This is a genomic window from Sulfobacillus thermotolerans (genome assembly GCF_039623705.1).
GTDB classification, from domain to species: domain Bacteria; phylum Bacillota; class Sulfobacillia; order Sulfobacillales; family Sulfobacillaceae; genus Sulfobacillus; species Sulfobacillus thermotolerans.
The window spans coordinates 1,579,043-1,604,316 of record NZ_CP133983.1 but is presented as its reverse complement, the minus strand read 5'-3'; the positions used below and the strand labels follow the sequence as shown (position 1 = coordinate 1,604,316).

The following is a 25,274-nucleotide window of genomic DNA, read 5'->3' as shown; positions in this document are numbered from 1 at the left end:
TCGGCAAACAGGCTTCGGTCGCCGACTATTTGCGGGTCCACAAGCCCCTTACAGAAGCGGGCCTGCCGTTTCGCTAGATGCTATATCGTCTATGTCGAGGGCCTGAGCCAACTCATACATCGGTCGTAGCCAGTTCGCCTCCATCACTGTTCCTAGGCGATCGAGGTCTTTCGTTTCGAAAGCACGAATCAGCTCTTCATGCTCTAGAACGGACGCCTCGCCAGGCGAGGCGTGGGTGAAGAATCGATACTTCAAGCGTCGAATGTGAAGTTGCAAAGTTCCGACGAAGGCGGTTATATAATGGTTCTCGGCCGTCTCGACAATGCGGTCATGAAACTCTTCGTCATGCTCCATGGCCTTGAAGACATCATGCTCCTTGAGAGACTCCGCAAAGCGGCCATTGATTTCTCGGAGCTCGTCAAGGATGCGCGAGGTCATTCTGGGCAAGGCCAACCGGACTGCAGCTCGTTGTAAGGCGGCTAGGGGCGGATACAGTTGATAAAGATCCCGCGCCTGCACAGCGCGGACACGGGTATCGCGCCCACGCCGCATCTCAACGAACCCTTGCGTTTCCAGAATGAGTAACGCTTCGCGGACGGGCGTGCGACTAATGCCCAGCGCTTCGGCGATGACCGCATCGGATATCCGCTCCCCGTCTCCCAAGGTGCCGTCAATAATCCAACGCTGAAGCAGTTCCATGGCATACGATTTCGACGAGTGTTGCGGGACCGGTGGGATGCGTGGTGGAATTGGCATCACCAATCTACCTCCTATTTGTTGCCTAAACTCTACCAAATATATTAGTATATTACTCCGTAAAGGGGTGATAAAATGTCGCGTGTTTTCTCCACGTTTGCGGACGTCGACCGTTCCGTGACAGGCGCTGTCTTATTATACTCGGGCGGCCTCGACAGTCTCTATACTGCTCAGAGGCTACGGGATATGGACATTGCGGTGACCGCGCTCACGGTGAATGTGGGACAATCAGCCTTGCCGAGCCACGAAGAGGTCAAGTCGTACGGGCTTGACCTCATTGTGGTTGATGGGCGGGAGCGGCTGGCTGACGAGTTTTTGGCAGCGGGTATTCGAGCCAACGCTCGATACAATGGCAACTTTCCCCTGTCGTCGAGTTTTACCCGGCCGCTGATGGCCCAGGAGGCCGTACGGCTGGCTACGGAGCGTGGTCACACCTTGATCGTCCACAGTGCCACGCCCTATCAAAATACCGCAGCCCGAGTCAACTTATCCATATTTTCCTTGGCCCCTAGGTTGGATCTGCTGTGTCCCGGTTTTGGCGATTACATTTCACGGGAAGCCAAGACGCAATACCTCGCCGACCGCGGCATCGCGCCACCGCGGACCTTACATCAGACGTACTCCATTGATGAAAACCTCTGGGCCCGGGTGATCGAAAACGATTCGTTAGAGGACCCCGCGATCGACATTCCGGTGGAATCGGTGTTTGCGTGGACGCGCATGGAGGAGAAGCCACCGATCGTCGTTACGATCGCGTTCGAGCAAGGGCAGCCTGTCGCTGTCGATGGTGTCCCCTATCCTCTCTCGCAATTGATCGACCATTTGAATCAATTGCTTGGGCCCTATGGTATTGGGCGCTTTGTAGGATTAGAAGACGGTGTGTTTGGCGTCAAGAATCCCGAACTCCGAGAAGCGCCGGCAGCCCACCTGATTCTTGAAAGCCACGCGTTGCTCGAAGAGCAGATCCTAGCAAGGGAGGAACTTCGGATCAAACGCACGCTGGACGACGAATGGACCCGGCACGTCTGTCTCGGCGGTTGGTTTTCGCCGCTCAAACAGAGCCTGGATTTGGCCATTCAGAATCTAAACCGTCCGATTACTGGCGAGGTACGATGGTCCGTATCCCATCAAGGGGCGTTTTGCTTGGCGCGGCGTGCGCCGGATTCCTTACACGCCGGAGCCATCCCAACCTTTCCGGACGAATTCCAACCCTACACCCTTGAAAGTTTTTATCGCTCTCTGGCTCGTCAATACCGCATTGGAACGGTGGGCAACGAATAGGAGGAATGAATACCATGGCAATACAATTCGAACCGTGTGACATGATGACATCTACACACTCCGTAGGTCTTGTGCCGACGCTCGTTTTGTCGGCTGAAGAACGGGAGATTGTGGCTGGCGTAGTCGAGGAACTCCCCCTGTTTGATGTCTTTAATCCTACGCCAGAAATTTTAACATGGGCACAACAAGCCGCGTCCCGATTGCCGCCCCGGCTTGTCTCCATTCTCTTGGACTTCCGGGCCCGCTCCAATGAATTCGGCACACTGCTGTTTCGCGGCCTGCCAATAGACGCAGCCTTACCGCCGACCCCTCAAGATGGCCGTCCGTCGCCTGAGAAAGGCACCCGGGTCAGTGAAGGGGTCTTGCTCACGATCATGTCGGTGCTGGGAGAACTTTTATGTTATGCGGACGAAAAAGACGGGGCGCTCGTGCAGGATGTGATCCCCGTCCAGGGGAAGGAAGACACGCAAGAGAATACGGGATCGGCCTACCTCGAATTTCATACGGAAGACGGATTTCATCCCTATCGCCCCGACTACGTGGCGCTGTTGGGTTTACGGCCCGATCATGACCATCGAGCCGAGACCGCGACAGCTTGTATCCGCCGTGTCTTGCCCAAACTGCCGAATCATGCCATCGAAATCCTGCGACGGCCGCTCTTTAGGATCCGAGCGTCGTCGTCTTTCGGGGCCGCATGGAGTCGGAGTAGTGATGGTTCCGTGGGTTGAGGCGCTTTTACTACGGTATCGCATCCGCTGGCCCTTGATAGGAGCCATGGCGCTGGCGGTCTTGGGCACCGTGCTCGTAACGTCCGTGCACGGAGGCCCGTTCACGTTGAATCTCGGCGACGGACTAATCTTGATTGCCGCTGCCCTGCGCGCGACCCAAATGACCGTGACGAAGCGGTGGGTCCCGGTCGACCGTATGGATATCATTGCATTGAACGGGATCCAGTTCACCACCGTGTTCCTGATCTGTGGCGTTGCGAGCGTGCTCACAACCTCATCTAGCCACAACATGACCGTTCTCCATGCTCCACTGTTCTGGGTGATCGCGGCCTACTTAGGCGTCTTTGGCACGGTTGTGGCATTTGTCGTCCAAATGGTCAGTATTCAACACACCTCCGCGGCGCGGGCCGCCTTGTTGCTTGGCCTGGAGCCAGCTTTTGCAGCGGTGTTCGCCGTCGTCGGGGGTGAAGCCTTGTCGGTAGTGGCGGGAATTGGAGGTGCGCTTATCGTGGCCGGAACCCTGTGGGGGCGGAGGGCCGAAGAAGTCCGTCGCGCTGCTATGGATGGAGACGTATTAGCGCCAACATCCTCTTAGAGCATATCACGTGCCGAACACTCATCGCGGCAGCGGACCTTCCGGGATTCACCGCCGCCAAGTGGTTAACCGTCGCACGGGGAAATAAGAGACTCCAACCGACTCGTATCAGCGCAGAACTCTGGAGACCAATGCATTCATAGGCTGACTTCGGACTTCCTGCGCCGTAAGTATAGACCGTCGTGTCAGCAACGTTAGTTCCGAACCGTGGAACTAACGTTGCTGACAGGGTGAGTGGGAACGGCGTCATATTGCGGTTTTGCGGGATTTAGAATGTCGACAAGTTTACTTCTCTGGACACGAGTCGACATAGAATCTCCCGGTTTAGTTGCGGCTTTGACTGGCGGGTTCGGTCGGCAAAGGGGGTGAAAGAGTTGCCCAGTGTTCGAGAAACGGCTTATCCGAGACTGAAAAGCAGCTACTCACAAAAAGAGTTAAACGAAATATATACTCCTACTCCCGAAGAACTGATATGGGCGGAACAGAACACTCGAGGCGATGTGGCCCACCTGGGTCTCTTAGTCCTGCTGAAAATATCCCAACGGCTTGGGTATTTCGTGCCCCTTACCGAGATTCCGGAGGTCATCATGGATCATATTGCCCAGTGTGCGGGAATTCCTTTACGGTCTTCGGACGGTTGGAACAAGTACCACGCATCCGGTACGCATAAGCGTCACCGGGCATTGATTCGAGATTACCTGGGTATACGATTTTTTGATCGGGAAGCCCGACAAATCATGGTCAATGCCATGGCTGAGGTGGCGTTAGTGAAAGATGAGCCGGCCGACTTGGTCAATGTCGCGATGGAAAAACTGATCCAACAAAATGTTGAGTTGCCCGCGTTCAATACATTGGCCGAGGCTGCCCGTCACATTTATGCCCGCAGCAAAAGCGTACCGATGAACTCGTGGCGACGCTCCGGGATTTTCTCACGGCTTATCAAACCGAAGGCAGTGCCGAAGAACGCGTAGAGGCATTGAAAAATGTCATTGGTGACCGAACAGCGACTCTTTTAGAAGGCTGTGAATCCCACCTGGGTTATGCGGGCAACAACTATTACCCATTTCTTTGGCGACACTACAAGAGTCATCGAGCCACCTTGTTTAAAATTCTCCACTCCATTCGACTGCGCTCCACGAGCCAGGATACCTTGATGGAGCAAGCCATTACCTTCTTACAATCCCATCAGCACTCACGAGCGGATTGGGTTCCGACCGTCCAAATGGTCAAGAAGGGATCGGGAAAAGATGAGTCAGAAAGAGTCCCCCTGGTCGATCTCTCGTGGGTACCGGATTCTTGGTGGCGGTGGATTAGCCCTCAACGTAAGAGAAAATCCATGCCGGAAGAAATCAACCGCCGACACTTTGAAGTGTGTGTGTTTACTCACGTCATGCGGGAGCTGAAATCCGGGGATCTGTGTATTGAAGGCAGCGAGAAATATGCGGATTATCGCGAACAATTGATCTCGTGGGAGGAGTACGAGCAAGGCGTTGAGGCATTTTGTGACCAGGCTGGTTTGCCTTCAAATAGATCGTCTTTTGGGGAATGCATTCGATCCGACCTAGCACGAGTAGCCAATGACACCGATTTATCGTTCCCACAAAACAAACAGGTACGCATCGAAAACGGCCAAGCGGTGGTCACGAAATTGAAAGCGAAGTCGGCTCCGGAAGGGCTAAAGGCCTTGGAACGATACATTGCCGACAATTTGGAACCGATCAACATCCTGGACATGCTGGCGGATACCGAATACTGGTTGAATTGGACACGGTTCTTCGGTCCCATCTCGGGCCATGACGCCAAGCTCGAAGACCCGGACCAGCGCTATCTCACCACGGTGTTCTGTTACGGATGCAACCTGGGACCGACCCAAACGGCGCGGTCTTTGGGAACCATGGATCGAAAACAAATCGCCTGGATCAATCAAAGGCACGTCACGGAAGAGAATTTGGAGGAGGCCATCCGCTATGTTCTCAACTCCTACAACAAATTTCTCCTTCCAAAATATTGGGGAACCGGCGAACGCGCCTCGGCCGACGGAACTAAGTGGGACCTCTATGAACAGAACTTACTCTCGGAATATCACATTCGGTACGGGGGATACGGGGGAATCGGTTATTACCACGTGTCGGACACCTACATTGCGTTATTCAGTCATTTTATTCCGTGTGGTGTCTGGGAAGGGGTCTACATCTTGGACATTCTCATCCACAACCAATCCGATATTCAGCCGGATATTTTACACGCGGACACCCAAGGCCAAAGTGCTCCAATTTTTGGCCTCGCTTATTTGCTGGGGATTGAATTGATGCCGCGGATCCGCAATTGGCACGATCTGGACTTTTATCGACCGAGTAAGGAATCACAGTATCAGCATATCGATGCACTGTTTTCTTCCTCTCCAATCGATTGGCAACTGATTGAAACACACCTTCCGGATATGCTGCGAGTGGCCATGTCGATCAAAGCCGGTCGCATTACGCCTTCAACCATCTTAAACAAACTGGGGACCTACAGCCGAAAAAACCGCTTGTACCAAGCATTCCAGGCGTTAGGGAATGTCATTCGTACGCGATTTTTACTAAAGTATCTGGCCGACGAAGCGTTGCGGCGGACGATTCAAGAAGCCACCAACAAAAGTGAGGCGTTCAACGGCTTTACCAAATGGGTGTTTTTCGGCGGGGACGGCATTATCGGAGAAAACGACCGGGAAAAACAGCGGAAAATCATCAAATACAACCACTTGGTTTCTAACTGCCTCATCTTTTATAACGTGTTTGCCTTAAGTCGCGTTCTTCATGACTACACGTTACAAGGCAATGCGTATGAGGAGGAGGTGATCTCCGATCTGAGTCCCTACCTGACGACCCACGTCAACCGATTTGGGAAATATCGGATTGACCCCACTCGCCGTCCACCAGAGCTTGCATTCGATGTGCCGATTGTTCAAGGGGGGGTACCGACGCCATCGTCGCAATGAAACATAATATCATTTATGTTTCATTGCAACAGTCCGCGAGCTATAATAGGACGATGTAAAGAAACATAATTGATATAAAGGCGGCGTTGTTCCCATGAAACATAATTTATTCGGCGATCCCGTGCTGCAGGAATTCCGCGAGCACCTGGTCGTCCAGGGAAAATCCCAGAACACGGTCACGTCTTACATCACATCCGTAACCAAGTACATGGTTTGGTTTTCCAGTCGATACGGTAAAGCCCCCTCCCAGTTGTTTGCCGAAAACGTGGCGGAATACAAAGAGGATTTGAATCGGCAAACCGTCAGTGCGGCGACCTTCAATGTCCGCATGGCGGGTCTTCATGCTTGGAATGAATATCTCGTGGCCAAAGGCATTCAATCAGACCAAGTCATTCACAAGAATGATAAGAAAAAGATCCAACAACAGTATGCGTCTCCTGCAATACATACGGAACAAGAAGTGCAGCGTTTTATTCAGTCCGTGTTGGAAAGCCAAAACCAGCGGGACTATACGCTCGTGAATTTACTGGCTTACACCGGATTGCGAATTAGTGAGGCGTTGCATCTCGAATTGCACGATGTCCATTTAGAATCGAGGGAATTGGTTGTTCGCAGCGGCAAAGGAAACAAAACCCGCACCGTTTTCTTGTCCGATAAAGTGGTTCGGTTAATCCGTGATTATATGAAGCAGGAGCGGGGCCAATACGGTTTGGCCCATGTCAGTCCCTACCTGTTTCTGAGCAACCGGAGTCCACAACTCTCACGGATCACGGCTTTTAAATTCTTCGTCAAGTACAGCGAAGGAACGGGTATTCACCCACCGATTTCTCCCCATGATTTACGACATTTCTTTTGCTCGAATGCACTGGAGAAAGGATTAAATGTCCATGAAGTCGCAGCAATTGCCGGACACAGTAACATTCATACCACACTGATGTACACGAATCCCAGCCGGAAAAAGATCCTGGAGAAAATCAATTCACTGTAGCCCCGTCTGGGAATTGCTTATGGCCCGAAATTCAAGGAATCGTTGCCGTACCCGCGGTACGGGTCACCATAGAACAAATAATCCAAAGCTGTCATTATGGCGCTTTAGGTCATTTGACGATATCAAAGGGTGCGGTAGATATCGTGGTTGCAAAACTGTAGCAACGGGCGCGACTTTGTGTGCCCGGGCCTATTTTTCATCCCGTTTATCGGGTAGCGTAATGGATGTACCGTTTATTAGATGTATCTGGCTCCTTCAAACACATCCTCTAGAACAGAAAGGTTGGGATGGTTAATGGTCGAACGCTCTGCTCCACGCCCGGTCGATCACGTGGTACGGCATAGCCACAATTTATTTTATAATGCCGTAGTGCTCGGCCTGTTTTTGGCATCCTTTCTGCACGTGCTCTGGGTCGACCTGCAACATCTCGCCATGCGTCTCCTTCGAAAGCGTCTGGTCTAAGACCTCGCATCCCGCCTTTACGGGCGGGATGCTTGCGCTATGCGCTCACTTAGCCCTCGTGCCCTTACCCCTCTGTATCAGGCTCCATGAGGCGATATCCAACACCGGGTTCCGTAATAATGTAATGAGGGCGTGTGGGATCTGCTTCAATTTTTTTGCGGAGATGACCAATATAAATGCGGAGATAGTGGCCATCATTTTGATAGGTCGCCTCATGCCATGCTTCTCGTAGCAATTGGGTGTGCGTCACCACCCGACCTGCGTTGATGGCTAACACGCGCAAAAGTTCATATTCAATCGGCGTTAAATGGATGACCGTACCGTTTCGTTCCACACGATGCTGAACAAGATCAAGAACCAGATCGCCGACGCGGACCACGGTCGGTGCGGACATGACCTGACGGTGACGCAATGCCACGCGTATTCTCGCCATTAATTCTTGTTCCCCAAAAGGTTTCGTGACATAGTCATCAGCTCCTTGATCTAATGCCAGAACTTTTTGGTGTTGATCATCGTGCACTGTCAACATAATGATCGGCACCGCGGATGTCTGACGAATTTGCTGAAGGACATCCGTGCCTTTCATATCGGGCAGTCCAATATCTAAAAGGATGACGTCAGGATGCAGCGCCGATGCCATGGTGATGCCCTCTTGACCCGTGCCCGCTTCGTAAATCATATAGCCGAAATCATGGAGCATAACGCGCAGTAGCTGGCGAATCGCCACTTCGTCATCAATGATCAAAGCGGCCACGCTCATGGTCTTGCCTCCCCCTTTCCTGTAATGGTTCCCCTTCCGAGACTCTTGGCAACTCTATGGTCATGATCGTTCCTGTTGGTTGATTACGGGTGGCCACAACTCGCCCCCCATGTGCTCGGACAATGCCGTCACAAATGGCAAGCCCAAGACCCGTTCCGGAAATGTGTTGCACCGAGGAGGAGCGGTAAAATTTTTGAAATAACTTTTCCTCTTCACCAGGCACTATCCCTATGCCCCAGTCCTTTACGGCTATGGTAATAGCGGAGTCGGTCGATTGGCATGCAATTTCAATAGGACTGCCGTCCGCCGAGTATTTGGCAGCATTACTCAGGACATTCACCAAGGCTTGTTCAATTAAAATCTCATCAACCCAAAGCGGACTCACATCATCAGGAATGGTGACGGATAAGGGATGCGTGATTAATACCTCCGATAATTGGCGCAATACGACTCCAATTAAATCCGATGCATCACAAGGCTGGCAGTTGAGTCGCAGCATCCCGCTCTCAATACGCACCATACCCAATAAATTTGTGATCACGCGGTTCATACGCCAGACTCCCGATCGGACATTCATAAGCAGTGTGCGTTGGTCATCTGGTAGCCCGCCACGTTCCTTGACCAAATGATCGACCGCCCCCATGATCATGGTCAAAGGCGTCTTGAGTTCATGGGAAATTGAGTCAAGAAGCGCTGCATGCAAGCGCTCGGACTCCGCCATGAGATCGGCTTTGCGAGCTGCTTCCTCATATTGAACGCGTGCCACGGACACCGCAGCCAATCCCGTAATCGCTTCTATGGTCTGACGTTCGTCATCTGTGAACTGGTGACCGTGCCCATATTCACCCAGGCACATCACCCCATGGATAGTGTCCTCAGTTTTCAAGGGAAGATAGAGGAGTTCCGGCTTGTGCCGTTGACCAAACCCAACAGGCTCACCGTGTTGGTAGACCCATTGCAAAACGCCCCGATTCAAGGACTCGCGCGGCGGTAAAAAGGCAGTAAAGCGGCATTCGTCGGTCCATAATTGCTTGGCCCCGAATTAAACGCATTATACGGCTGAAGTTTGCCTGTGGTAATTGACGTGGTGTCTGATGGCCGACCCCAAAAATATTGCAGCGTGTTCCCAAAATATTGGCCGACATGCCGTGCTGCCACCGGACGCCCTTGGACAGTAATTACGCTCCCATTGGCTTGCCAGGGAAAGAACAACTGGCCTATGCCGACCATCACCAAGGGAAATCCTAATCCTAATAGAACCCATAATATCACGGTCAATAAGGCTGCACGCTTCATGGTCTGACCCATAATATCCCTCCTCTTTCTGACCTTTAGGCCAACCCAAATAATCCCAAGACATGGTCGATGCCCCAAATCCCCACAAAGGGAATAATGACCCCGATGACGCCCCAGTTAAAGATGTTGCGTAAGAGCAGTCGGTCGGCGGATTGGGGACGATACTTCACGCCGCGCACGGCAAAGGGAATCAATGCGGGGATGATGAGCGCATTAAAAATTAATGCTGACAAAATAGCGCCTTGCGGCGTTTTAAGGTCCATAATATTCAAAGCCGACAAGCCATGTAACAGCGGCACCCCGGCAAACATCGCGGGGACAATCGCAAAATATTTGGCAACATCATTGGAAATCGAAAAGGTCGTCAGTGCTCCTCGGGTAATTAAGAGTTGCTTCCCGACTTCTACGACGTCCAACAGTTTCGTCGGATTGGAATCAAGGTCAACCATATTTCCAGCCTCTTTGGCGGCCATTGTTCCCACACCCATAGCTAATCCTACGTCGGCTTGGGCCAACGCCGGGGCATCATTCGTCCCGTCTCCGGTCATAGCCACCAACTTACCTTGGCTTTGCTCCTTTTGGATTAATGCCAGTTTCCCTTCGGGCGTCACCTCCGCTAAGACCTCATCAATGCCGGCTTCGTCTGCAATGACCCGTGCGGTAATGGGATTGTCGCCCGTTGCCATCACCGTGCGGATACCCATAGCCCGAAAATTAGCAAACCGCTCTTTTAGCCCCGGTTTGACCACGTCTTTAAGACGAATAATGCCTAACGCCCGATTATCGACGGCCACAGCAAGCGGCGTACCGCCAGCACGGGCCACGCGTTCTGCGGCCTCTTCCAAGGCCTTAGGTGCCTGCCCAACCATTTTAACGATGGCATCCACCGCGCCTTTGCGAACACGGCGTCCATCTGCTAAGTCGACGCCACTCATTCGGGTATTCGCCGAAAACGGCACCGACTCTCCTGAAAACGCCAAGGCCTGTGGACGCTGTAAAATATGCTGGGCAAGTTCAACAAGCATCCGTCATGGCTCGCTGTGGTCTGGGGAGGGGGTCTAACTTCACAAGGGTATCACGCACAAGCTCCCCAAAGCGTGATGGCCGAGATGCGGCGGGTTGCGTACGAATGGTATTGTCCATCAAAAACTCCTCCTCATTAGGCCCTGTTCGCTAGGAAAAAACATGGTGGGCCACCAGTAGGTAATGTTCAGCGAGCGGGCCGAGCGCCATTATTGGAAAGAAGGTGAGGGCATTGAGAACAATAATCGCCCCTAACAGAATGCTTGCAAATAACGGGGTATCGGTGTGCATAGTCCCGGATGTTTCCGGAACCGCTTTCTTCTGCCATAACGACTCCGCCACTAACAGCATCAACACCACCGATGCATAGCGTCCAAGAATCATCACAACACCAATCGCAATTTCGTAGAACGGTAGGGATGCGCCCAATCCCCCCAAGGCAGACCCATTGTTTGCCGCCCCCGATGTAAAGGCATAAAGAATTTCAGACAGCCCTTGTGGACCGGGATTGAATACGCCTGCCATTCCTGATGGCGTCGCGACCGCTATCGCTGAGCCCACCAAAATCAGCAAGGGATGGAGCAAGAATGCGATGGCCGTCAGCGAAATTTCTTTTGCTTCAATTTTCTTGCCTAGGAATTCCGGGGTACGGCCCACCATCAGCCCCATTAGAAAAATAGTGAGTAAAACGAACATGAGCATGTTGAGGAGCCCGACTCCTTTACCCCCAAAAACCATGTTGAGAAACATCCCGAGAAATAAGGCTAAACTGGGGATAGGCAAAAAACTGTCATTGGCGGCTGACACGGAACCCGTCGTAAAGGCGTTTGAAGCGGTCTCAAAGATTGAAGTTCCTCCGATGCCTTGTTGTAATTCGGTACCGACATAATTGCCATGGCCGGACAACCCTAGAAGATTGATTACGGGATTTCCTGAAGCTTCGGGAAAATAAATCATCGCCAACATCGCCAAAAACAGGGTACCAGCGACAGCAATCAGGGTCCAGGCGAGACGCCTCTTTCCTGCGAACAAGCCGAACATGTAGAAAAACGCTACCGGGACGAGACCCATGGCAATGCTTTGTAGGACATTGGTCAATGCCGAGGGGTTCTCAAGGGGGTTGGCACTATTGGCGTTCGTAAATCCGCCTCCGTTTTGCCCCAAATGCTCGATCGCTTCCCAGCCGGCAATCGGCCCACGCGGAACAATTTGGGTTTGACCCGTTAAGGTGTGAAGGTGCAGATATGGTCCCAAGGTATCCGGTACACCTGCTGCGACAAAGGCCACCCCAAAAATCAAAGCCAACGGCAGTAACACCCGCGTTAAGAGCAGCGTCAAGTCGACAAAGAAGTTTCCCAATTTGCGGCCGGTAATCCCGCGGATAAAAGCCAGTCCCACGGCACCGCCACTCGCAGGCGTCACAAACTGCAAAAATTCCAACACGGCAAATTGAGAAAAATAGGAGAGGGTATTTTCCCCGCTATAGGCTTGCCAGTTTGTGTTGGTGGTAAAGCTGGCTGAGGTATTGAAGGCGAGTGGGGCATTGAGATTGGGAAAGTGTTGGGGGTTGAAGGGCAACAGTCCTTGAACTCTCAATAAAGTGTAGGCCATCAATGCCCAAAGCATATTCATCAACACAAACGAGACCCCGTATTCTAACGCCGTCATCTCACTATCCCGACTGACATGGATGAGGCGGAAGATCACATTTTCCAACGGTTTAAGCGGTCGATCGAATAACGTGGGTTGAAACGTAAAAACTTTATACATATAGGTCCCTAAAGGTTTTAAGGACAGAAGCAATCCTCCAATGACCACTCCCCATACTACCATCGTGCTGACTGTCACGGTCGTCTTCCTCCCGTCCTTAGAATTTTTCCGGATGGATAATCACGTAGACTAGATACACCATAATCACCATCGAAAGAATCAGCAGCGCCCAATGTCCCATCACACACCGTCTCCCTCATAATTTCCGAAACCAATACATCAGCCCAATGGTTCCGAGATATAACCCCACAAAAAGCAGTCCTAATCCCAGGGTTGCCACGTTTAACCTCCATTTCCTGCCACCGTTTTTCAGACCGTTTATTCGGATACTAAGCTCTTCACGTTGTTCCACGTGCGCTACCCAATATAAGACCGCGCCTCAGGGCTTTCTAGTAAAAAAACCGTAAAAATGCCGTAAAAAATTATTTCCATGCCAAACGGCTGGTCTCCTTAGCATGGAGAGATCAGCCGTGTGCCCGAAGTTTCGATGGGATTCATTGACTTGTACATGTCAGGAATGTCACTGGGTCCGGCCGGTGGCCGGTTTCGAAAGACCGTGGGGTGCCAACCCACAAAGACTATTTGGCTTCTGCAGAATCGGAGATTGGGGAATTTTGCATCTATTGAGGGGTTAAGCGCGGACTCCACTCGGGCGCCTTATCCATATGTGCCGTCGATCAATGCCATCCCAAACCACAGTCCAACAAGGTGAGGTTCTCCTAAGACTTAACGCCAAGGCTTGTCGACTCGCTGGGAGTGGCGTTGCAAAAAATTCTCCATCGCTGCGCTCACCAACTTAGGCTGCTCAATCATGGGGTAGTGTCCGGCATCGGGAATGATGGCAAATTCGGCGTGAGGGATTTTTTTGAGCGGATCGTCTCCTGGCGCTAACATGCGGTCATACTTGCCCCGAATAACTAACGTCGGACACTGAATATGCGGCAATAGCCGTTCGATATCGGTGGTGAGGTTGGTATGAATGGTTTGCTCGAGGACGTGGGGTAAAATGGCGCGGGAAGCTTGATCTTGCAACACCATAGCCCTGTCATCAGGCTTTTGATAGAAGGCCTGCAGCCAAATGCGATTCAGTACCTGCATTCGCTTGGATTCCGGGGTACGATTCAAGAGCTGCTGCACCCGTTCGAGATGATGGCGGGTCCGTCCTGCACTCGAAGGGGCGGCTCCCCCTGGAAACGTATCCATGACAATAAGCGCATCCAGGTAATGACGCAGTTTGGCCGCGACAAATAATGAGCCGGCCCCGCCAAAAGAGTGGCCCACAAGAACCACGGGGGCAATGTTTAATCGCCGAATGAGTCGAATCGTATCCCGCGCATAGTCTTCGATCGCATAACCTGACGGGGGTTTAGCACTTGCGCCAAATCCGCGTACATCCACTAAATATGCGCGGTAATCGTGCCATGAAAGATGGGGCAGCAATGGCGCCCAACTCTCCTTAGACATGAGCCACCCATGAAGAAAGACCATGGGTCGTGGGCCATCTCCTACCACATCGACCGCGAGCGTGATATTTCCTGCCGTTACGAACACGCCATCGCCTCCATTCCTTTTTATTTTACCTATGGACCATCTCTTTGTAATGACTAGTCATGTCAACGCGTCCAAAATTTTGCAAGCATGGACCATGTCGCCATGGAGAATACTGCTTGACACGGCAACAACACTTGGATGTAACCTAAAAGAGATGAGAAGCGTTATGGCTGACAGAGAACTGAGGAGGCAAAAACACATGAACCGCCGTTTCGTCCTTTGGGCTAGCAGTGTCCTATCCGTGCTCTTGTTAGGGGGCTGCGGCCAATTCAGTGCTGTCAGTCCAACACCCCCGAAGCCTGCGTCCCCTCCTGTCTCTCATTCTGTTCACGTTAGCCAGGTATCAGCAGCGCCCTCGTTAGACCCGGTGCAAACGACGAATCAACCCGAGTCGGCCACGGCGCGCCCCGCGCAGCCTACGGTAACACCGATCTCGCACGCCACAGTGACAACGACGGTACCATCACCCACGTCTTTGGATGCGGCAACTGCGTCGCCTTTTAATCCCGTTGTCCAACAGGCACTTGCTGCCATCCAAGGCCATACGGTATTGCCGTTGGCCGGTCCGCGAATTATCCCTACAGCCGCTTATGCTCCGACTATGGGGATGGGATTTCTCACCGCCCAAACCGTCGTCGGACGTAATCATTGGACCGTGCACCTGCGCGACACGACCGAAAACGAGCCCGTCAATAGCCCAGAGATTTCCCAGGTCTTATCCCGTACGCCTTTTGTGGGGTCCTTTGGGATTAGAGAGTTGTCAAGCAATGTTGTCGGCACTAATGCCTTGGATGAAACCACCTTGCGCCAATTCAACCCTTTATGGAACGCCCGCCAAGGAATTATTAATGCGACGGGCAAAGAAACCTTAGTGGTGGGCCCTCCGCATGCGGCCCTGATGGCCACTGCCTATGGGTTCGGTCATACGTTTAATAATGCCAAGTTGATCTGGAATGAAGGGGATTGGACGTTAGAAATTACGGGAGGTAGCCCGCGCTATGAACAAAACATCGCTTATGACTTGGTACGATATCTTCATGCGCATTATCTGCCCCCCTATACAGGGCTCATCATGGTGGACCTCATCCACCCTGCTCCTCTTTTAGCGGACACAGCCGTCACGCATATCGACTGGATCGACGGCCGCTATCTTATGCATATTGACACTCGCATCCCGTCGTATGCTAACCCTGTCGCGGCGGCTACGATGGCGACAACATGGTACTCCTATTAGTGCAGTGTAAGGAGGCATGAGTCGTGGAGCAGCCCCGTGAGACATGGGTGACCTTCGCGCACGCGGCGGACCTGGCGCACTGTTCTTTACAGTTAGTCAACCAACTTGTGACACAAGGCCTCCTGGAAGTGAGAACTGTGCCAAATCCGCATGGAAGCACATATCGCCCCATGCGTCTCATCCAATATGAAGAGCTGGCCCATTGGTTAGCGTCCCACCCCGGTGCCAAGACTTCGCACGTCACGGCGGTGGGGGCCCAAAGCCTCAAGCTTCGGCATGTGGCCAGTCGCCTGCGCCGTCTCGACGATCAGCGCCCATGGATTAGTTTGCTATTGATTTTGCTGCATTGGGAAGAAGATCCAGAGGTGACAGCCAACACCGTCAGCCGGGTCCTGCCTTCTTTATGGGAAGCGACCGCACGAAGTCAACGGCGTTGGTACCCAGCAAAAGACGGTCGCACCGTCATCCACTGCACATTTCCCGGTATTGGCTACGCGCAGTGGATGAGCTCCTGGCAGCCCCCAGATGCCCCCACGCCTATAGATCTACCTCTACAAACCGCCGGCGTGTTTTATGGGCGTTTCGTTGGTCCCAAGGAACCTGCTCGCTATCCCCCTAGCGTTGTGCAGCAAGACCTAAAAAACGCCCTGGTGGCTTTTCAACCGCGATGGTTTTAGTCTCCGAACAATTGCGACGCAGGAATGTGGCCCATGCGCCCGGATTGAAAGTCCTCAATCGCTTGTAATATTTCGGATCGGGTATTCATGACAAACGGCCCGTAGGAAAAGATGGGTTCACGAATGGGCTCTCCCCCAAGCAATAAGAGCTCTAGACGCGGCGTTGGAGCATCTTGCTGCGCATTGGCGCGAATGCGCACCGTATCACCGGGTCCAAAGACAATCCCATCCCCTTCAGCAACGGGTGCGTCATCGGCTCCGACCCGCCCTTGCCCGGCTAAAATGTAGGCCATGGCGTTATACGACGCAGGCCATGTCGTGCGAAACTGGGCATTGGCCGTCACACTGACATGTGCGACCGTAATGGGCGTCCAAGTCACGCCAGGGCCTTGAAAGGAGCCTAACGAGCCGGCAATCAGGCGAATAATCGCGGTTCCATCACTCGATGCTAAGAGCAAAACCTTGTCCGCTGAAATACTTTGATACCGTGGCGGGGTCATTTTCAGGCGTCGGGGCAGGTTTACCCATAGCTGCACCCACATGAAAGTTATTTTAGCCAATGGACAGATGGCGACCTGTCCCGCTGAGCCTACTCTGATCGATTGGCCTGGCATTCTCACGGGGTCAGAAGGCACCTTGGCTTTGTTCACGGAATTGACCTTGGGCATCTTACCCAAGCCGCCGGCGGTGGGCACGTTATTAGCAGGATTTGATGGTCTGCCCGAAGCGGTAACGGCGGTCTCTGCCATTATTCAGGCCCAATTGCTCCCTTCCACGTTGGAGCTATTAGACAAAGCTACCCTTGACACCGTGCGCCCGTTCATCGATGCAGGATACCCAGATTGTGAAGCGGTGCTCCTGATTGAAGTAGATGGGACCTTAGAAGGTGTTCGCGATCAGCTCAGTCGTCTGCATGAGCTGTTGGGCTTGTTGGGGGCCAGTCCTGTCACCGTAGCCCAAAGCCCTGCTCAGGCTGACGCTTTAATGGCTGCGCGCCGCGCTGCCTATGGCGCCGCCGCGCGACTGAGTCCCCATTTATGGGTGCAAGATGTCACGGTTCCACGCCCACGCCTGGCCGAAATGATGGCGTATGTTTTGACCATTAGCGCCCAAGAACAGATTCCTATTAATACGGTCGCCCATGCCGGCGATGGCAATCTGCACCCCCTGATTCCGTTTAATCCGGACGATGCGGATGAAGTCGCCCGGATGAAGCGCGCAGATGCCGCCATCTTGAAAAAGGCCGCCGAACTCGGCGGCTCCATAACCGGCGAACATGGTGTTGGTATTGATAAATTGCCGTCATTGCCTTTGATGTTTAACGAAGACGAACGAGCTGTCATGGCCGCGGTCCGCTCCGCCTTTGATCCTGATGGGATTTTAAATCCCGGCAAAGCCGTATATCCCGTCATCCCACAAGCTTCAGACCCTGGATCGTTAGCGGTTGAACCGTCGTCTCCCGGTTTATATCGGCCGCAGTCCGAGCCGGAATTAATCGACTTTGTGCGGTCGTGCTACCATAACCATCACTCCATTTATATGGGCACCCACTCGGCTAGAACGGCCAATCTGTCCCTCGAAGGGTTAAACCGCATCTTAGACTTTGACGCGGACAATATGACCATTCGCATTCAAGGCGGTCTAGACGTGTCGGAGATCGAAACATTTCTTCACCACCATGACTTGGATTTTCCGGTCAAGACACTAGGGCCACACCGTTCTTTAGCCGCGCTGTTAAGCGAAGGCTGGCCCAACATGCTGCATATGGGCTATGGCCCTTTGAAAAATTGGGTGTTAGGCGTGAGCGTCATTGACGGCCAAGGACGCCTCTTGCGCTACGGACGGAGTGTGATGAAGAATGTGGCGGGACTGGATATGCCCAAGTTATATTTGGGTTCTTTAGGCCGTTTGGGCCTGATTGTCGATGCCACTCTGCGCTTGGTTCCTTGGGCGACGCGGCCGGTCCACTTGAGCTTTCCTGTGGACATGATGACGTCTGATCAGCTAATGGCCTTGGTCGACGCTCTCAACATGATGGCGCTAGGCCCTCAAGGTCTGTGGATGGCCCAAAATCAAGGGCACATCATGGTGCAAGGACCTGACCTCGATCGCAAGGTGGTAGCCATTCGCCACATACTCAAAGACTTTGGGATTGTTCCCATCGATGCGGACGGCGTCTCGGCCTTAAGCGATATCCGGCGATGGTACACCTCACAAGAGCGCACCCGTCAACAAGAAGGCGGCACGCACTATTTTGGGGTCGGTCGTTTACCAAGTCCTCTCACAGCGCCGCTGTTGTATCATCAACCCGACGGCAGTGGCTGGATCAGCACCGTCAAGCCCGAGCCATTTCAGTTTTTTCGGTCCCTAGATTCTCACGGATGGCAGGTCAATGAGCCGCTAGATAGTGGGCTGACAGCCATTCAAGAACGCCTTGTGCATATGGCGGATCCGCGCAACCTTTTCACGCATCTGTGGTAACGTCTACAGCTTTGTCGGGCCCGGCTCACTTTTTCACCGTTCTCTCATGCCTTGCGTGGTACAATATTTGATGTGAGAGGCAAGCGACTAAAGGAGGGTCACAGCGATGAAGTTCACATTCAACGACGACACAGTTTTTGACTTCGACCGCTTGGATGCAGGAATTCAGGACTTGCTGCATCGCTTTGTTCCGTTCTCCAATTTTTCTCATGACACGCTCGCAAAGTTGGATGATTTTACGCTCCGTTCGATGATGCGGCGTCTCACGGCCCGGCGAGACACCTTAAATGATGCTATCGACATGATTCAAGCCGAACTCACCAAGCGTCAAACCGCGACAACGCCAGAACCCCCCGCGACACTGTAACCTAAAGGGAGTAAAAGAGCGGGCGTGAGCCCGTTTTTTTACTCCCCTACCGTGAAGAGCGTCTGACGTGTTTTCCACCAAGTGCATGCACCCTCCATCAAGTCCCGCACGATATCCGCGGCCCGTTCGCGGTGCGTGACAAACCCTACGCCCATGCCTGCATAGACAGGCATAAGCTCGGGGTCTTTGTTTGTGATGCCTTCTTGCAGTTGAGTGCGCGCTTGATTTGTTAAGGGACGGTTTAGCCACTGGTCCGTGAAGATATTGGGCAGCACACGGCCCGGATAACGGGCAGGCCACGGCACATTAAGGACATTGTCAAACAGGCTGGTCAAGATCGTTGTGGTTGTCCCCGCTTGGCATATGCGGTGAATAACAGACTCAGGTAATAAGGATTCGTAACTGGCCATAAAGCGCGTCCCCACCCAGACACCGTCAGCGCCCCCCATGAGCGCAGCAGCCACCCCTTGCGGGGTGGCAATGCCTCCCGCCGCTAAAAGCGGTACCTCGATTTGCCCGACCAACGCTTGGAGTACAGGCCACAAGGGCGCTCGGCCGGTATGTCCGCCTGCTTCACAGCCTTGTACGACAACAGCGTCAACCCCCTCATCTTGAGCTTTTAGACCCTCGTCCACCGTATTCACCTGTGTGACAATGCGAATCCCGTGTTCATGAATTTTCTTTACATATGGAGCGACAGAGCCAAACGATATGGAGATCACAGAAGGCTGGACTCGAATGACTTGATCTAACAATTCAGGTCGCCGCAACAAATCCCAGGCAATAAGCCCGACCCCAAAAGGAGTTCCGGTAGGCACCGTCTGTGCCTCATGCGCTAACCAATCCCCGTCATTAATCGGCCCTACCGCAATAAAGCCTAGGCCTCCCCCACGGTGCACAGCGGCCGCGAGTTTTCCTCCTGAGACACCAAGCATTGGCGCACAAACAAGGGGATATCGCACCGTCCATTCGTGTGTCAATCGTGTTGCTATCAATTCCCTTGACCCCCTTTACTTTCTCTTCGCTAAGACGATCGCGACTATCTAGGAATATCATACAATGATGGGAGCTGACCAACCGCTCTATCCAAGCGAGCAGCATATTAAAAAAGTATAAGCGTGAGCTTTGGGGACCAAGGTCGGTACGCAAGAAGTCTAACGGAGCCAGCGAGTCCCCCAGCCCTTGAGTTCCAGGTATCTCTTAGACGTTGCCTGCGTTTTTGTGCCTCCGACAGCCCAAGAACGGCATGCCTTGTCTTCGCCGTTCATCAACCAGGCAGGCCACCCATGGTTGCATGCATTTCGCGTAGGAAACTTGCGCAATCTCTCCAACATCGTTATTCTGCGGGATAAAGGGATGAAGGACGGATGCGGCCACCACTTTTCAACTTCCGGGGCACCGCGACCCTCCTCTTAACGATTTGCCCTTACAAAGGACGGGATTACAGACGATGCCACGGCACCTTGTTATTGGCAATGGACATATTGCCATTGGATTTGATGACACAGCACAAATTAGAGATATCTATTACCCTTTTGTGGGAGAACTGAATCATGTGGGCGGTCATCGCTGCGCGATTGGGCTATGGGTGGACGGCCAATTTTCCTGGTTCCGCGATCCGGCGTGGACGTTCGACATCGGCTATCATGAAAAATCATTGGTCACCCGGGTCCTCGCCGAACATCCCGATTTGGAACTGTCCATCACGTCGGAGGATGCCGTTCATCAGCGGTTGAACATCTATCTTAAACGGATGACGATTACCAATACCGCAGATGTGGCCCGGGAAGTGCGTATCTTTTTCAACAACGACCTGATGATTAGTGAAACGGAGGTGGGTGATACCGCCGTCTATGACCCCGAGCGGCACGTCATCTATCATTACAAACGCAATGTGTACTTTTTGTTTAACGGTTCAACCGAAGGCTCGCGGCTTTTTCAATATTCGACCGGAGTGAAACGCTTCAATCATAGCGAGGGGACCTGGCGGGATGCGGAGGATGGCGAATTAATGGAAAATCCCATTGCCCAAGGCTCGGTAGACAGTGTCATCAGCTTTCGTATGTTCCTAAAGCCGCATGAGTCCCAGACGTTGAATTACTGGATGACCATCGGGAGCAATTTGCAAGAAGTGAGTGACCTCGATGACTACGTGAAAGATAGCGGACCGAATCTATTATTAGACCGGGTGACGGTCTACTGGCAGCGCTGGGCCGACAAATCGGCCACCTGGTTTGCTGATTTGCCAGAATCTGTACAAAACCTATTCTACACGAGTCTTCTTATGGTTCGGGCGCATGCGGACGCTAATGGGGCTATTGTCGCGGCATTAGATTCCGACATCTTGCAATACAACCGCGACCATTACAATTACGTATGGCCGCGTGACGGCGCTTTAGCTGCTATGACCATGTCGGAGGCTGGTTATCACGGTATGGTGCGGCCGTTTTTTCGGTTTTGCGCAGAGGCTTTGACAGAACAAGGATATTTGCGCCATAAATACAATCCTGACGGCACTCCCGGCTCTAGCTGGCATCCTTATATCGTCCGCAATGAACGGCGCCTGCCCATTCAAGAAGATGAAACCGGACTCACCTTGATGGCCTTATGGCGCGATTTTACCCACCACCAAGAAATTGAGTTTCCCCAATCTGTCTACGACACCTTAATTCGCCCAGCAGCGGCCTTTCTCGCCCAGTACATTGACAACACATTAAGCTTGCCCAAGCCCAGCTATGATTTGTGGGAAGAACGCTACGGGATCTTTACCTTTACGAGTTGTGCCGTCTATGGCGGGTTGATGGCTGCAGCCAACTTCTTTCACCTCTATGGCAATGACTACTTAAGCGAACGTTACCGGAAAACCGCGGCGGCTATTCACCACGGAATTATGACCAAGCTTTACGATGCCGAACGTGGTATTTTTGTCCGGGGACTCATCCAGGAGAATGGCCGCTGGCACCAAGACAAAACGATTGATAGTAGTGTCTTCGCGCTGTGGGCATTTGAGGTCTTGCCCCCAGATGATGAGCGCGTGGTCCGCACCATGCAAGCCGTTGAAGAGACGCTCACAGTAGCCACCGATGTAGGAGGGATCGGGCGTTATGAAGACGATTCCTATTTTCGCTTTAGCAATGCCGATATCAACCCTTGGTTTATCTCCACCCTGTGGGTAGCCGATTGGAAGATTGCCAAAGCCCAAGCACTCTCCGATCTCGCCCCGGCACGTCAAACGCTGTTATGGGTGGCGGATCATGCCTTGCCCAGCGGGGCATTGCCCGAACAACTGCATCCTCAGACAGGCGAACCCCTCTCGGTTTCGCCGCTCACGTGGTCGCACGCGGCTCTCGCGTCAACGGTGTTGCATTACATTGACCGCTACCGCGTACTCCTCAACCATTCGCTTTGAAAGGACGGATGACGATGACGAATCGGCCGTTTTGGCAGTACTTGCTGGCTGCGCTATTTTTGGGGCTCGTGCAGTTTCTGATTGCCTTAATTGCCCCGTTTCACAATTTGGTGTTTAGTTATCTTCTGGACTTTTTGATTTTAGTGGTCGCCTTTATCGCAGGACAGTATGCCAAAGAGCACCACGGGCATCCTGGTTGGTTTGCGTCAGCAACCGGGGCGATCTACGGATTCTTTACCGGGCTGAGTCCTTTCTTTGTCAAGCTCACGCCGCGTGATGTGAAACGTGAACTGCACAATCATCCGATGTCATCTCAAGCCCTGCACCAATTTGTTACGCTCGCCAATTCCCCCGCGGCGCATCTCACGGACTGGATAGTCTCGGTGCTGATTTACGGTTGTTTGACCCTCCTCGCAGGATCGATTGGCGGCCTCGTACTGAAAAAGGACCGTGATCGCAATGCCATCTGAGCCCATGGCAACTCTTCCGGTCTTGGCCTTGCACCATGTGAGCAAACATTATCAACGCGGCACTGAAGACGTGGTGGCACTTCTTGATGTCTCGTTTGAACTCGCCCCGGGCACCGTAACCGTGATTTTAGGGCCATCGGGCGGCGGGAAATCTACGTTGCTGCATATTTTAGGGGGCATGGACCGTCCATCCGAGGGCCATGTGGACGTGTTTGGCCAAGATATTAGTACGTGGAGCTCTGATCAATTAGCCCAATATCGCCGAGAAACCGTAGGCTTCGTGTTTCAAGCCTTTCACTTAATTGCCAGTATGACCGCATTGGAAAATGTCGAGTTGCCCTTGTTGCTGGCTGGCGTCCCTACGACAGCCCGCCGTGCGCGGGCTTTGGAACTCCTGAAGCGCGTGGGCCTTGAAACCCGTGCCAACCATTACCCCGGTCAATTGTCGGGCGGCCAAGCTCAACGTGTGGCGATAGCCCGTGCCTTAGCCGCCAATCCCCCTTTAATCCTCGCGGATGAGCCCACGGGCAACCTAGATTCAGCGAGTGGCGAAGATATTATTCGGTTGTTGATTGCGTTAGCCCATGAGGATGGCCACAGTGTCGTCATTGTCACTCATAACGAGGAATTTGCCGCCCGCGCCGACAGGGTCCTAAGAATTCGCGACGGGGTATTGCATGGCGACCTTAAACAGGAGGAAACCGCCCCAATGGCCCTGACTGCCGTGACACCGCTTGACACGCCCTTGAGGCATGTGAAATGGCCCGCTCTGTGGCGGATGGCATGGCATTCTCTCGCCCGCCGATTATCTCGGGGCATTTTGACGGGTCTCGGTATCGCCATTGGTGTGGCGGCCATGATTCTGCTCATGGGATTGGGCAGTGGATTGAAATCCCACGTAGTCGGTTCCGTCGTATCATTAGGGCCCTTGACAGCCATTAACGTCTCTCCCCAAAGCCAAACCACGGACAACGGCCTATTTGGGCCCCAAGCCGTTGTGGGACACTCCCAGCCCATTACGTCTCGGACATTGCTCACCTTCGCCCATCTCCCAGGTTCCCGCGGAGCCTATGCGAATATGACCTTTTTGAGCGGAGTAACGTGGCGAAATCGTGCGACGACCACTGCTCTGCTGCCCTTGCCACCCACACCGTTATGGTCCGTCAACGGGATTTTACCCAAAGTCTCAGCCGGTCGCGTGAGACGCCGTGAAATTGGGGTCTTGCGCGCCGTGGGTGCCAGGCGCCGGGACATTTCCCGCTTATTTTTACTCGAAGCCTTAGCCATTGGTCTGATGGGGGCTGTCGCCGGCCTCGCCATCGGATCTGGCGTGGGCCTTCTCATCAACGGATTTGTCTCACATGCCGCGGCTGGCGACACGATTTTTGCATTACCCGTATGGCTCATCATCATGGGTCTTGCGTTTGGCGGTGGGGTTGCTATCATTGCCGGTGCGATTCCTGCCTCCCACGCCGCGTCTTTGAATCCCATCGACGCCCTACGCCAAGAATAGTAAAGCCCAAGACCTACGTAAAGCCTATAAGGAGGCCATCATTGTCTTCTGTGACCGGCAATATTTGCACAATGCCAGTTAACAACCACCCGAACCCGGGCAGAAGGACTATACTGAGGATAATCACAAGTCAGGGGGAATCAGCGCATGGCAGGTTTGCTAGAACGAGTCAAGACCATCTTAGGCGCCAAGGCTAACAAAGCGCTCGACGCCGTCGAAGATCCAACCGAAACCTTAGATTACTCGTTTCAAAAGATGCAAGAGGCCCTACAAGAGACACGGAGCCATATTCTTCAGGTTGCCACCGCAAAAAAACAGCTGGAAATGCAAGTGGCTACTTTGCAGCAAAAATCCAACCAATATGCGCAAGATGCTCGTGACGCCGTGCAAGCGGGGCGCGATGATTTAGCGACGCAAGCCCTATCGATGAAGAGCACGATGGATCAACAAATTGCCGACCTCCAAACCCATATTCAGCAAACGCAAGCCGAGCAAGATAAGCTCACGCAAGCTCAGCAAAAACTAGAAAGCCAAATTGAGAGCTTCCGTACCCAAAAAGAAGTGATGAAGGCCCAATATTCGGCGGCTAAGGCTGAAGTGCAAGTCGGCGAAACAGTGACGGGCATTACCCAACACGCCGAGGACATTTCGGGTGCACTGCAACGGGCACAGGACAAAATTGCTGCGATGCAGGCTAAAGCATCAGCGATTGACGAACTGGACGCATCACCAGATTTTCAAGCCTTGCCCGGCGCCTCTAACGGAGATACCATTCGCCAACAGCTGGATCAAGCCAAGACAAGCAGTGATGTGCAAAATGAACTCGCCAAACTCAAGGCCGAAATGCAAGGCGCATCCAAACCCCTTGATCCGCCCCAGCAATGACGCAATGAAGCAAGTCGGTGCCCGCTTTGTTCTCCGGCCGTCGGCTTG

Annotated in this window: 23 protein-coding genes and 1 pseudogene; 14 read left to right on the top strand and 10 right to left on the bottom strand. The window is 53.0% G+C overall.

What is annotated here, in order from left to right; genetic code table 11:
* Positions 1 to 48: 48 nt before the first annotated feature.
* Entirely contained in the window at positions 49 to 756 is a 708-nt protein-coding gene (locus ORD20_RS08105; RefSeq protein WP_103376994.1) for a GntR family transcriptional regulator, read from the bottom strand.
* A 75-nt stretch (positions 757 to 831) separates the two neighbouring features.
* Between ORD20_RS08105 and ORD20_RS08100 the strand changes: the two genes are divergently transcribed.
* The 6 genes from ORD20_RS08100 to ORD20_RS08075 all read left to right on the top strand — a co-directional run bounded on the left by ORD20_RS08100 (position 832) and on the right by ORD20_RS08075 (position 7,328).
* Entirely contained in the window at positions 832 to 2,037 is a 1,206-nt protein-coding gene (locus ORD20_RS08100) for an argininosuccinate synthase domain-containing protein (protein ID WP_103376817.1), read from the top strand.
* 14 nt (positions 2,038 to 2,051) lie between these two features.
* Entirely contained in the window at positions 2,052 to 2,765 is a 714-nt protein-coding gene (locus tag ORD20_RS08095) for a hypothetical protein (protein ID WP_430626078.1), read from the top strand.
* Entirely contained in the window at positions 2,749 to 3,360 is a 612-nt protein-coding gene (locus ORD20_RS08090; RefSeq protein ID WP_430626697.1) for a DMT family transporter, read from the top strand. The genes ORD20_RS08095 and ORD20_RS08090 overlap by 17 nt, the downstream gene beginning before the upstream one ends.
* A gap of 374 nt (positions 3,361 to 3,734) precedes the next feature.
* Positions 3,735 to 4,331, top strand: a complete 597-nt coding sequence (locus ORD20_RS08085) for a DUF4158 domain-containing protein (RefSeq protein WP_430626077.1) — start codon at positions 3,735 to 3,737, stop codon at positions 4,329 to 4,331.
* On the top strand, positions 4,268 to 6,340 hold the full coding sequence (locus tag ORD20_RS08080) for a transposase (protein ID WP_430626076.1): 2,073 nt from the start codon (positions 4,268 to 4,270) through the stop codon (positions 6,338 to 6,340). Before ORD20_RS08085 ends, ORD20_RS08080 begins: the two co-directional genes overlap by 64 nt.
* A gap of 94 nt (positions 6,341 to 6,434) precedes the next feature.
* Positions 6,435 to 7,328, top strand: coding sequence for a tyrosine-type recombinase/integrase (locus ORD20_RS08075; RefSeq protein WP_103376821.1), 894 nt, complete (start codon positions 6,435 to 6,437; stop codon positions 7,326 to 7,328).
* A gap of 526 nt (positions 7,329 to 7,854) precedes the next feature.
* On the opposite strand, the gene ORD20_RS08070 is transcribed toward ORD20_RS08075, so the two are convergent.
* The 7 genes and pseudogenes from ORD20_RS08070 to ORD20_RS08040 all read right to left on the bottom strand — a co-directional run bounded on the left by ORD20_RS08070 (position 7,855) and on the right by ORD20_RS08040 (position 14,190).
* Positions 7,855 to 8,550 carry a response regulator gene (locus ORD20_RS08070; RefSeq protein ID WP_103376822.1) on the bottom strand — a complete coding sequence of 232 codons (696 nt, stop codon included), beginning with the start codon at positions 8,548 to 8,550 and terminating at the stop codon, positions 7,855 to 7,857.
* Positions 8,525 to 9,511 (bottom strand): GAF domain-containing sensor histidine kinase, encoded by a 987-nt coding sequence (locus ORD20_RS08065; RefSeq protein WP_430626075.1) that lies wholly within the window; start codon positions 9,509 to 9,511, stop codon positions 8,525 to 8,527. The genes ORD20_RS08070 and ORD20_RS08065 overlap by 26 nt, the downstream gene beginning before the upstream one ends.
* Before the next feature lie 11 nt (positions 9,512 to 9,522).
* The gene (locus ORD20_RS08060) at positions 9,523 to 9,858 is read right to left on the bottom strand and encodes a potassium-transporting ATPase subunit C (protein ID WP_430626074.1); all 336 of its coding nucleotides are present in this window, start codon (positions 9,856 to 9,858) and stop codon (positions 9,523 to 9,525) included.
* A 23-nt stretch (positions 9,859 to 9,881) separates the two neighbouring features.
* Positions 9,882 to 10,799, bottom strand: a pseudogene (locus tag ORD20_RS08055) (HAD-IC family P-type ATPase); the annotation flags it as partial.
* Positions 10,800 to 11,019: 220 nt separating this feature from the next.
* Positions 11,020 to 12,717, bottom strand: a complete 1,698-nt coding sequence (gene kdpA, locus ORD20_RS08050) for a potassium-transporting ATPase subunit KdpA (protein WP_103376825.1) — start codon at positions 12,715 to 12,717, stop codon at positions 11,020 to 11,022.
* A 19-nt stretch (positions 12,718 to 12,736) separates the two neighbouring features.
* A complete protein-coding gene (gene kdpF, locus ORD20_RS08045) occupies positions 12,737 to 12,820 on the bottom strand; it encodes a K(+)-transporting ATPase subunit F (RefSeq protein ID WP_103376826.1) in 84 nt (27 codons plus the stop codon).
* Between the two features lie 545 nt (positions 12,821 to 13,365).
* Complete coding sequence (locus ORD20_RS08040) at positions 13,366 to 14,190, bottom strand: alpha/beta fold hydrolase (protein ID WP_103376827.1); 825 nt, start codon at positions 14,188 to 14,190, stop codon at positions 13,366 to 13,368.
* Positions 14,191 to 14,389: 199 nt separating this feature from the next.
* Here ORD20_RS08040 and ORD20_RS08035 point away from each other — a divergent pair, with 199 nt between their 5' ends.
* Together ORD20_RS08035 and ORD20_RS08030 are read left to right on the top strand one after the other, a co-directional pair.
* The gene (locus ORD20_RS08035; RefSeq protein WP_103376828.1) at positions 14,390 to 15,424 is read left to right on the top strand and encodes a hypothetical protein; all 1,035 of its coding nucleotides are present in this window, start codon (positions 14,390 to 14,392) and stop codon (positions 15,422 to 15,424) included.
* A 23-nt stretch (positions 15,425 to 15,447) separates the two neighbouring features.
* Complete coding sequence (locus ORD20_RS08030; protein ID WP_103376829.1) at positions 15,448 to 16,101, top strand: hypothetical protein; 654 nt, start codon at positions 15,448 to 15,450, stop codon at positions 16,099 to 16,101.
* Here the strand turns inward: ORD20_RS08030 and ORD20_RS08025 are convergent.
* Positions 16,098 to 16,601, bottom strand: coding sequence for a pirin-like C-terminal cupin domain-containing protein (locus tag ORD20_RS08025; RefSeq protein WP_430626073.1), 504 nt, complete (start codon positions 16,599 to 16,601; stop codon positions 16,098 to 16,100). The two genes, ORD20_RS08030 and ORD20_RS08025, sit on opposite strands and share 4 nt — an antisense overlap.
* A gap of 40 nt (positions 16,602 to 16,641) precedes the next feature.
* On the opposite strand from ORD20_RS08025, the gene ORD20_RS08020 reads away from it, so the two are divergent.
* Together ORD20_RS08020 and ORD20_RS08015 are read left to right on the top strand one after the other, a co-directional pair.
* Complete coding sequence (locus tag ORD20_RS08020) at positions 16,642 to 18,582, top strand: FAD-linked oxidase C-terminal domain-containing protein (RefSeq protein ID WP_430626072.1); 1,941 nt, start codon at positions 16,642 to 16,644, stop codon at positions 18,580 to 18,582.
* Positions 18,583 to 18,688: 106 nt separating this feature from the next.
* On the top strand, positions 18,689 to 18,949 hold the full coding sequence (locus ORD20_RS08015; RefSeq protein WP_103376832.1) for a hypothetical protein: 261 nt from the start codon (positions 18,689 to 18,691) through the stop codon (positions 18,947 to 18,949).
* Between the two features lie 38 nt (positions 18,950 to 18,987).
* On the opposite strand, the gene ORD20_RS08010 is transcribed toward ORD20_RS08015, so the two are convergent.
* Positions 18,988 to 19,944, bottom strand: coding sequence for an NAD(P)H-dependent flavin oxidoreductase (locus ORD20_RS08010; RefSeq protein WP_103376833.1), 957 nt, complete (start codon positions 19,942 to 19,944; stop codon positions 18,988 to 18,990).
* A 455-nt stretch (positions 19,945 to 20,399) separates the two neighbouring features.
* Between ORD20_RS08010 and ORD20_RS08005 the strand changes: the two genes are divergently transcribed.
* From ORD20_RS08005 to ORD20_RS07990, 4 genes are all read left to right on the top strand, one after another.
* Positions 20,400 to 22,358, top strand: coding sequence for a glycoside hydrolase family 15 protein (locus tag ORD20_RS08005; protein WP_103376834.1), 1,959 nt, complete (start codon positions 20,400 to 20,402; stop codon positions 22,356 to 22,358).
* A gap of 14 nt (positions 22,359 to 22,372) precedes the next feature.
* Positions 22,373 to 22,828, top strand: coding sequence for a hypothetical protein (locus ORD20_RS08000; RefSeq protein WP_103376835.1), 456 nt, complete (start codon positions 22,373 to 22,375; stop codon positions 22,826 to 22,828).
* Positions 22,818 to 24,341 carry an ATP-binding cassette domain-containing protein gene (locus ORD20_RS07995; protein WP_430626071.1) on the top strand — a complete coding sequence of 508 codons (1,524 nt, stop codon included), beginning with the start codon at positions 22,818 to 22,820 and terminating at the stop codon, positions 24,339 to 24,341. The genes ORD20_RS08000 and ORD20_RS07995 overlap by 11 nt, the downstream gene beginning before the upstream one ends.
* Positions 24,342 to 24,488: 147 nt before the next feature.
* The gene (locus ORD20_RS07990) at positions 24,489 to 25,226 is read left to right on the top strand and encodes a PspA/IM30 family protein (RefSeq protein ID WP_103376837.1); all 738 of its coding nucleotides are present in this window, start codon (positions 24,489 to 24,491) and stop codon (positions 25,224 to 25,226) included.
* The last annotated feature ends 48 nt before the right edge of the window (positions 25,227 to 25,274 follow it).

What these genes read in the sequence shown, in the direction of transcription:
- ORD20_RS08105 (WP_103376994.1), bottom strand. Translation starts at nt 756, where the DNA reads ATGCCAATTCCACCACGCATCCCACCGGTCCCGCAACACTCGTCGAAA.
- ORD20_RS08100 (WP_103376817.1), top strand. Translation starts at nt 832, where the DNA reads ATGTCGCGTGTTTTCTCCACGTTTGCGGACGTCGACCGTTCCGTGACA.
- ORD20_RS08095 (WP_430626078.1), top strand. Translation starts at nt 2,052, where the DNA reads ATGGCAATACAATTCGAACCGTGTGACATGATGACATCTACACACTCC.
- ORD20_RS08090 (WP_430626697.1), top strand. Translation starts at nt 2,749, where the DNA reads ATGGTTCCGTGGGTTGAGGCGCTTTTACTACGGTATCGCATCCGCTGG.
- ORD20_RS08075 (WP_103376821.1), top strand. Translation starts at nt 6,435, where the DNA reads ATGAAACATAATTTATTCGGCGATCCCGTGCTGCAGGAATTCCGCGAG.
- ORD20_RS08070 (WP_103376822.1), bottom strand. Translation starts at nt 8,550, where the DNA reads ATGAGCGTGGCCGCTTTGATCATTGATGACGAAGTGGCGATTCGCCAG.
- ORD20_RS08060 (WP_430626074.1), bottom strand. Translation starts at nt 9,858, where the DNA reads ATGGGTCAGACCATGAAGCGTGCAGCCTTATTGACCGTGATATTATGG.
- kdpF (WP_103376826.1), bottom strand. Translation starts at nt 12,820, where the DNA reads ATGGGACATTGGGCGCTGCTGATTCTTTCGATGGTGATTATGGTGTAT.
- ORD20_RS08035 (WP_103376828.1), top strand. Translation starts at nt 14,390, where the DNA reads ATGAACCGCCGTTTCGTCCTTTGGGCTAGCAGTGTCCTATCCGTGCTC.
- ORD20_RS08025 (WP_430626073.1), bottom strand. Translation starts at nt 16,601, where the DNA reads ATGACCCCGCCACGGTATCAAAGTATTTCAGCGGACAAGGTTTTGCTC.
- ORD20_RS08020 (WP_430626072.1), top strand. Translation starts at nt 16,642, where the DNA reads ATGAAAGTTATTTTAGCCAATGGACAGATGGCGACCTGTCCCGCTGAG.
- ORD20_RS08015 (WP_103376832.1), top strand. Translation starts at nt 18,689, where the DNA reads ATGAAGTTCACATTCAACGACGACACAGTTTTTGACTTCGACCGCTTG.
- ORD20_RS08005 (WP_103376834.1), top strand. Translation starts at nt 20,400, where the DNA reads ATGCCACGGCACCTTGTTATTGGCAATGGACATATTGCCATTGGATTT.
- ORD20_RS08000 (WP_103376835.1), top strand. Translation starts at nt 22,373, where the DNA reads ATGACGAATCGGCCGTTTTGGCAGTACTTGCTGGCTGCGCTATTTTTG.
- ORD20_RS07995 (WP_430626071.1), top strand. Translation starts at nt 22,818, where the DNA reads ATGCCATCTGAGCCCATGGCAACTCTTCCGGTCTTGGCCTTGCACCAT.
- ORD20_RS07990 (WP_103376837.1), top strand. Translation starts at nt 24,489, where the DNA reads ATGGCAGGTTTGCTAGAACGAGTCAAGACCATCTTAGGCGCCAAGGCT.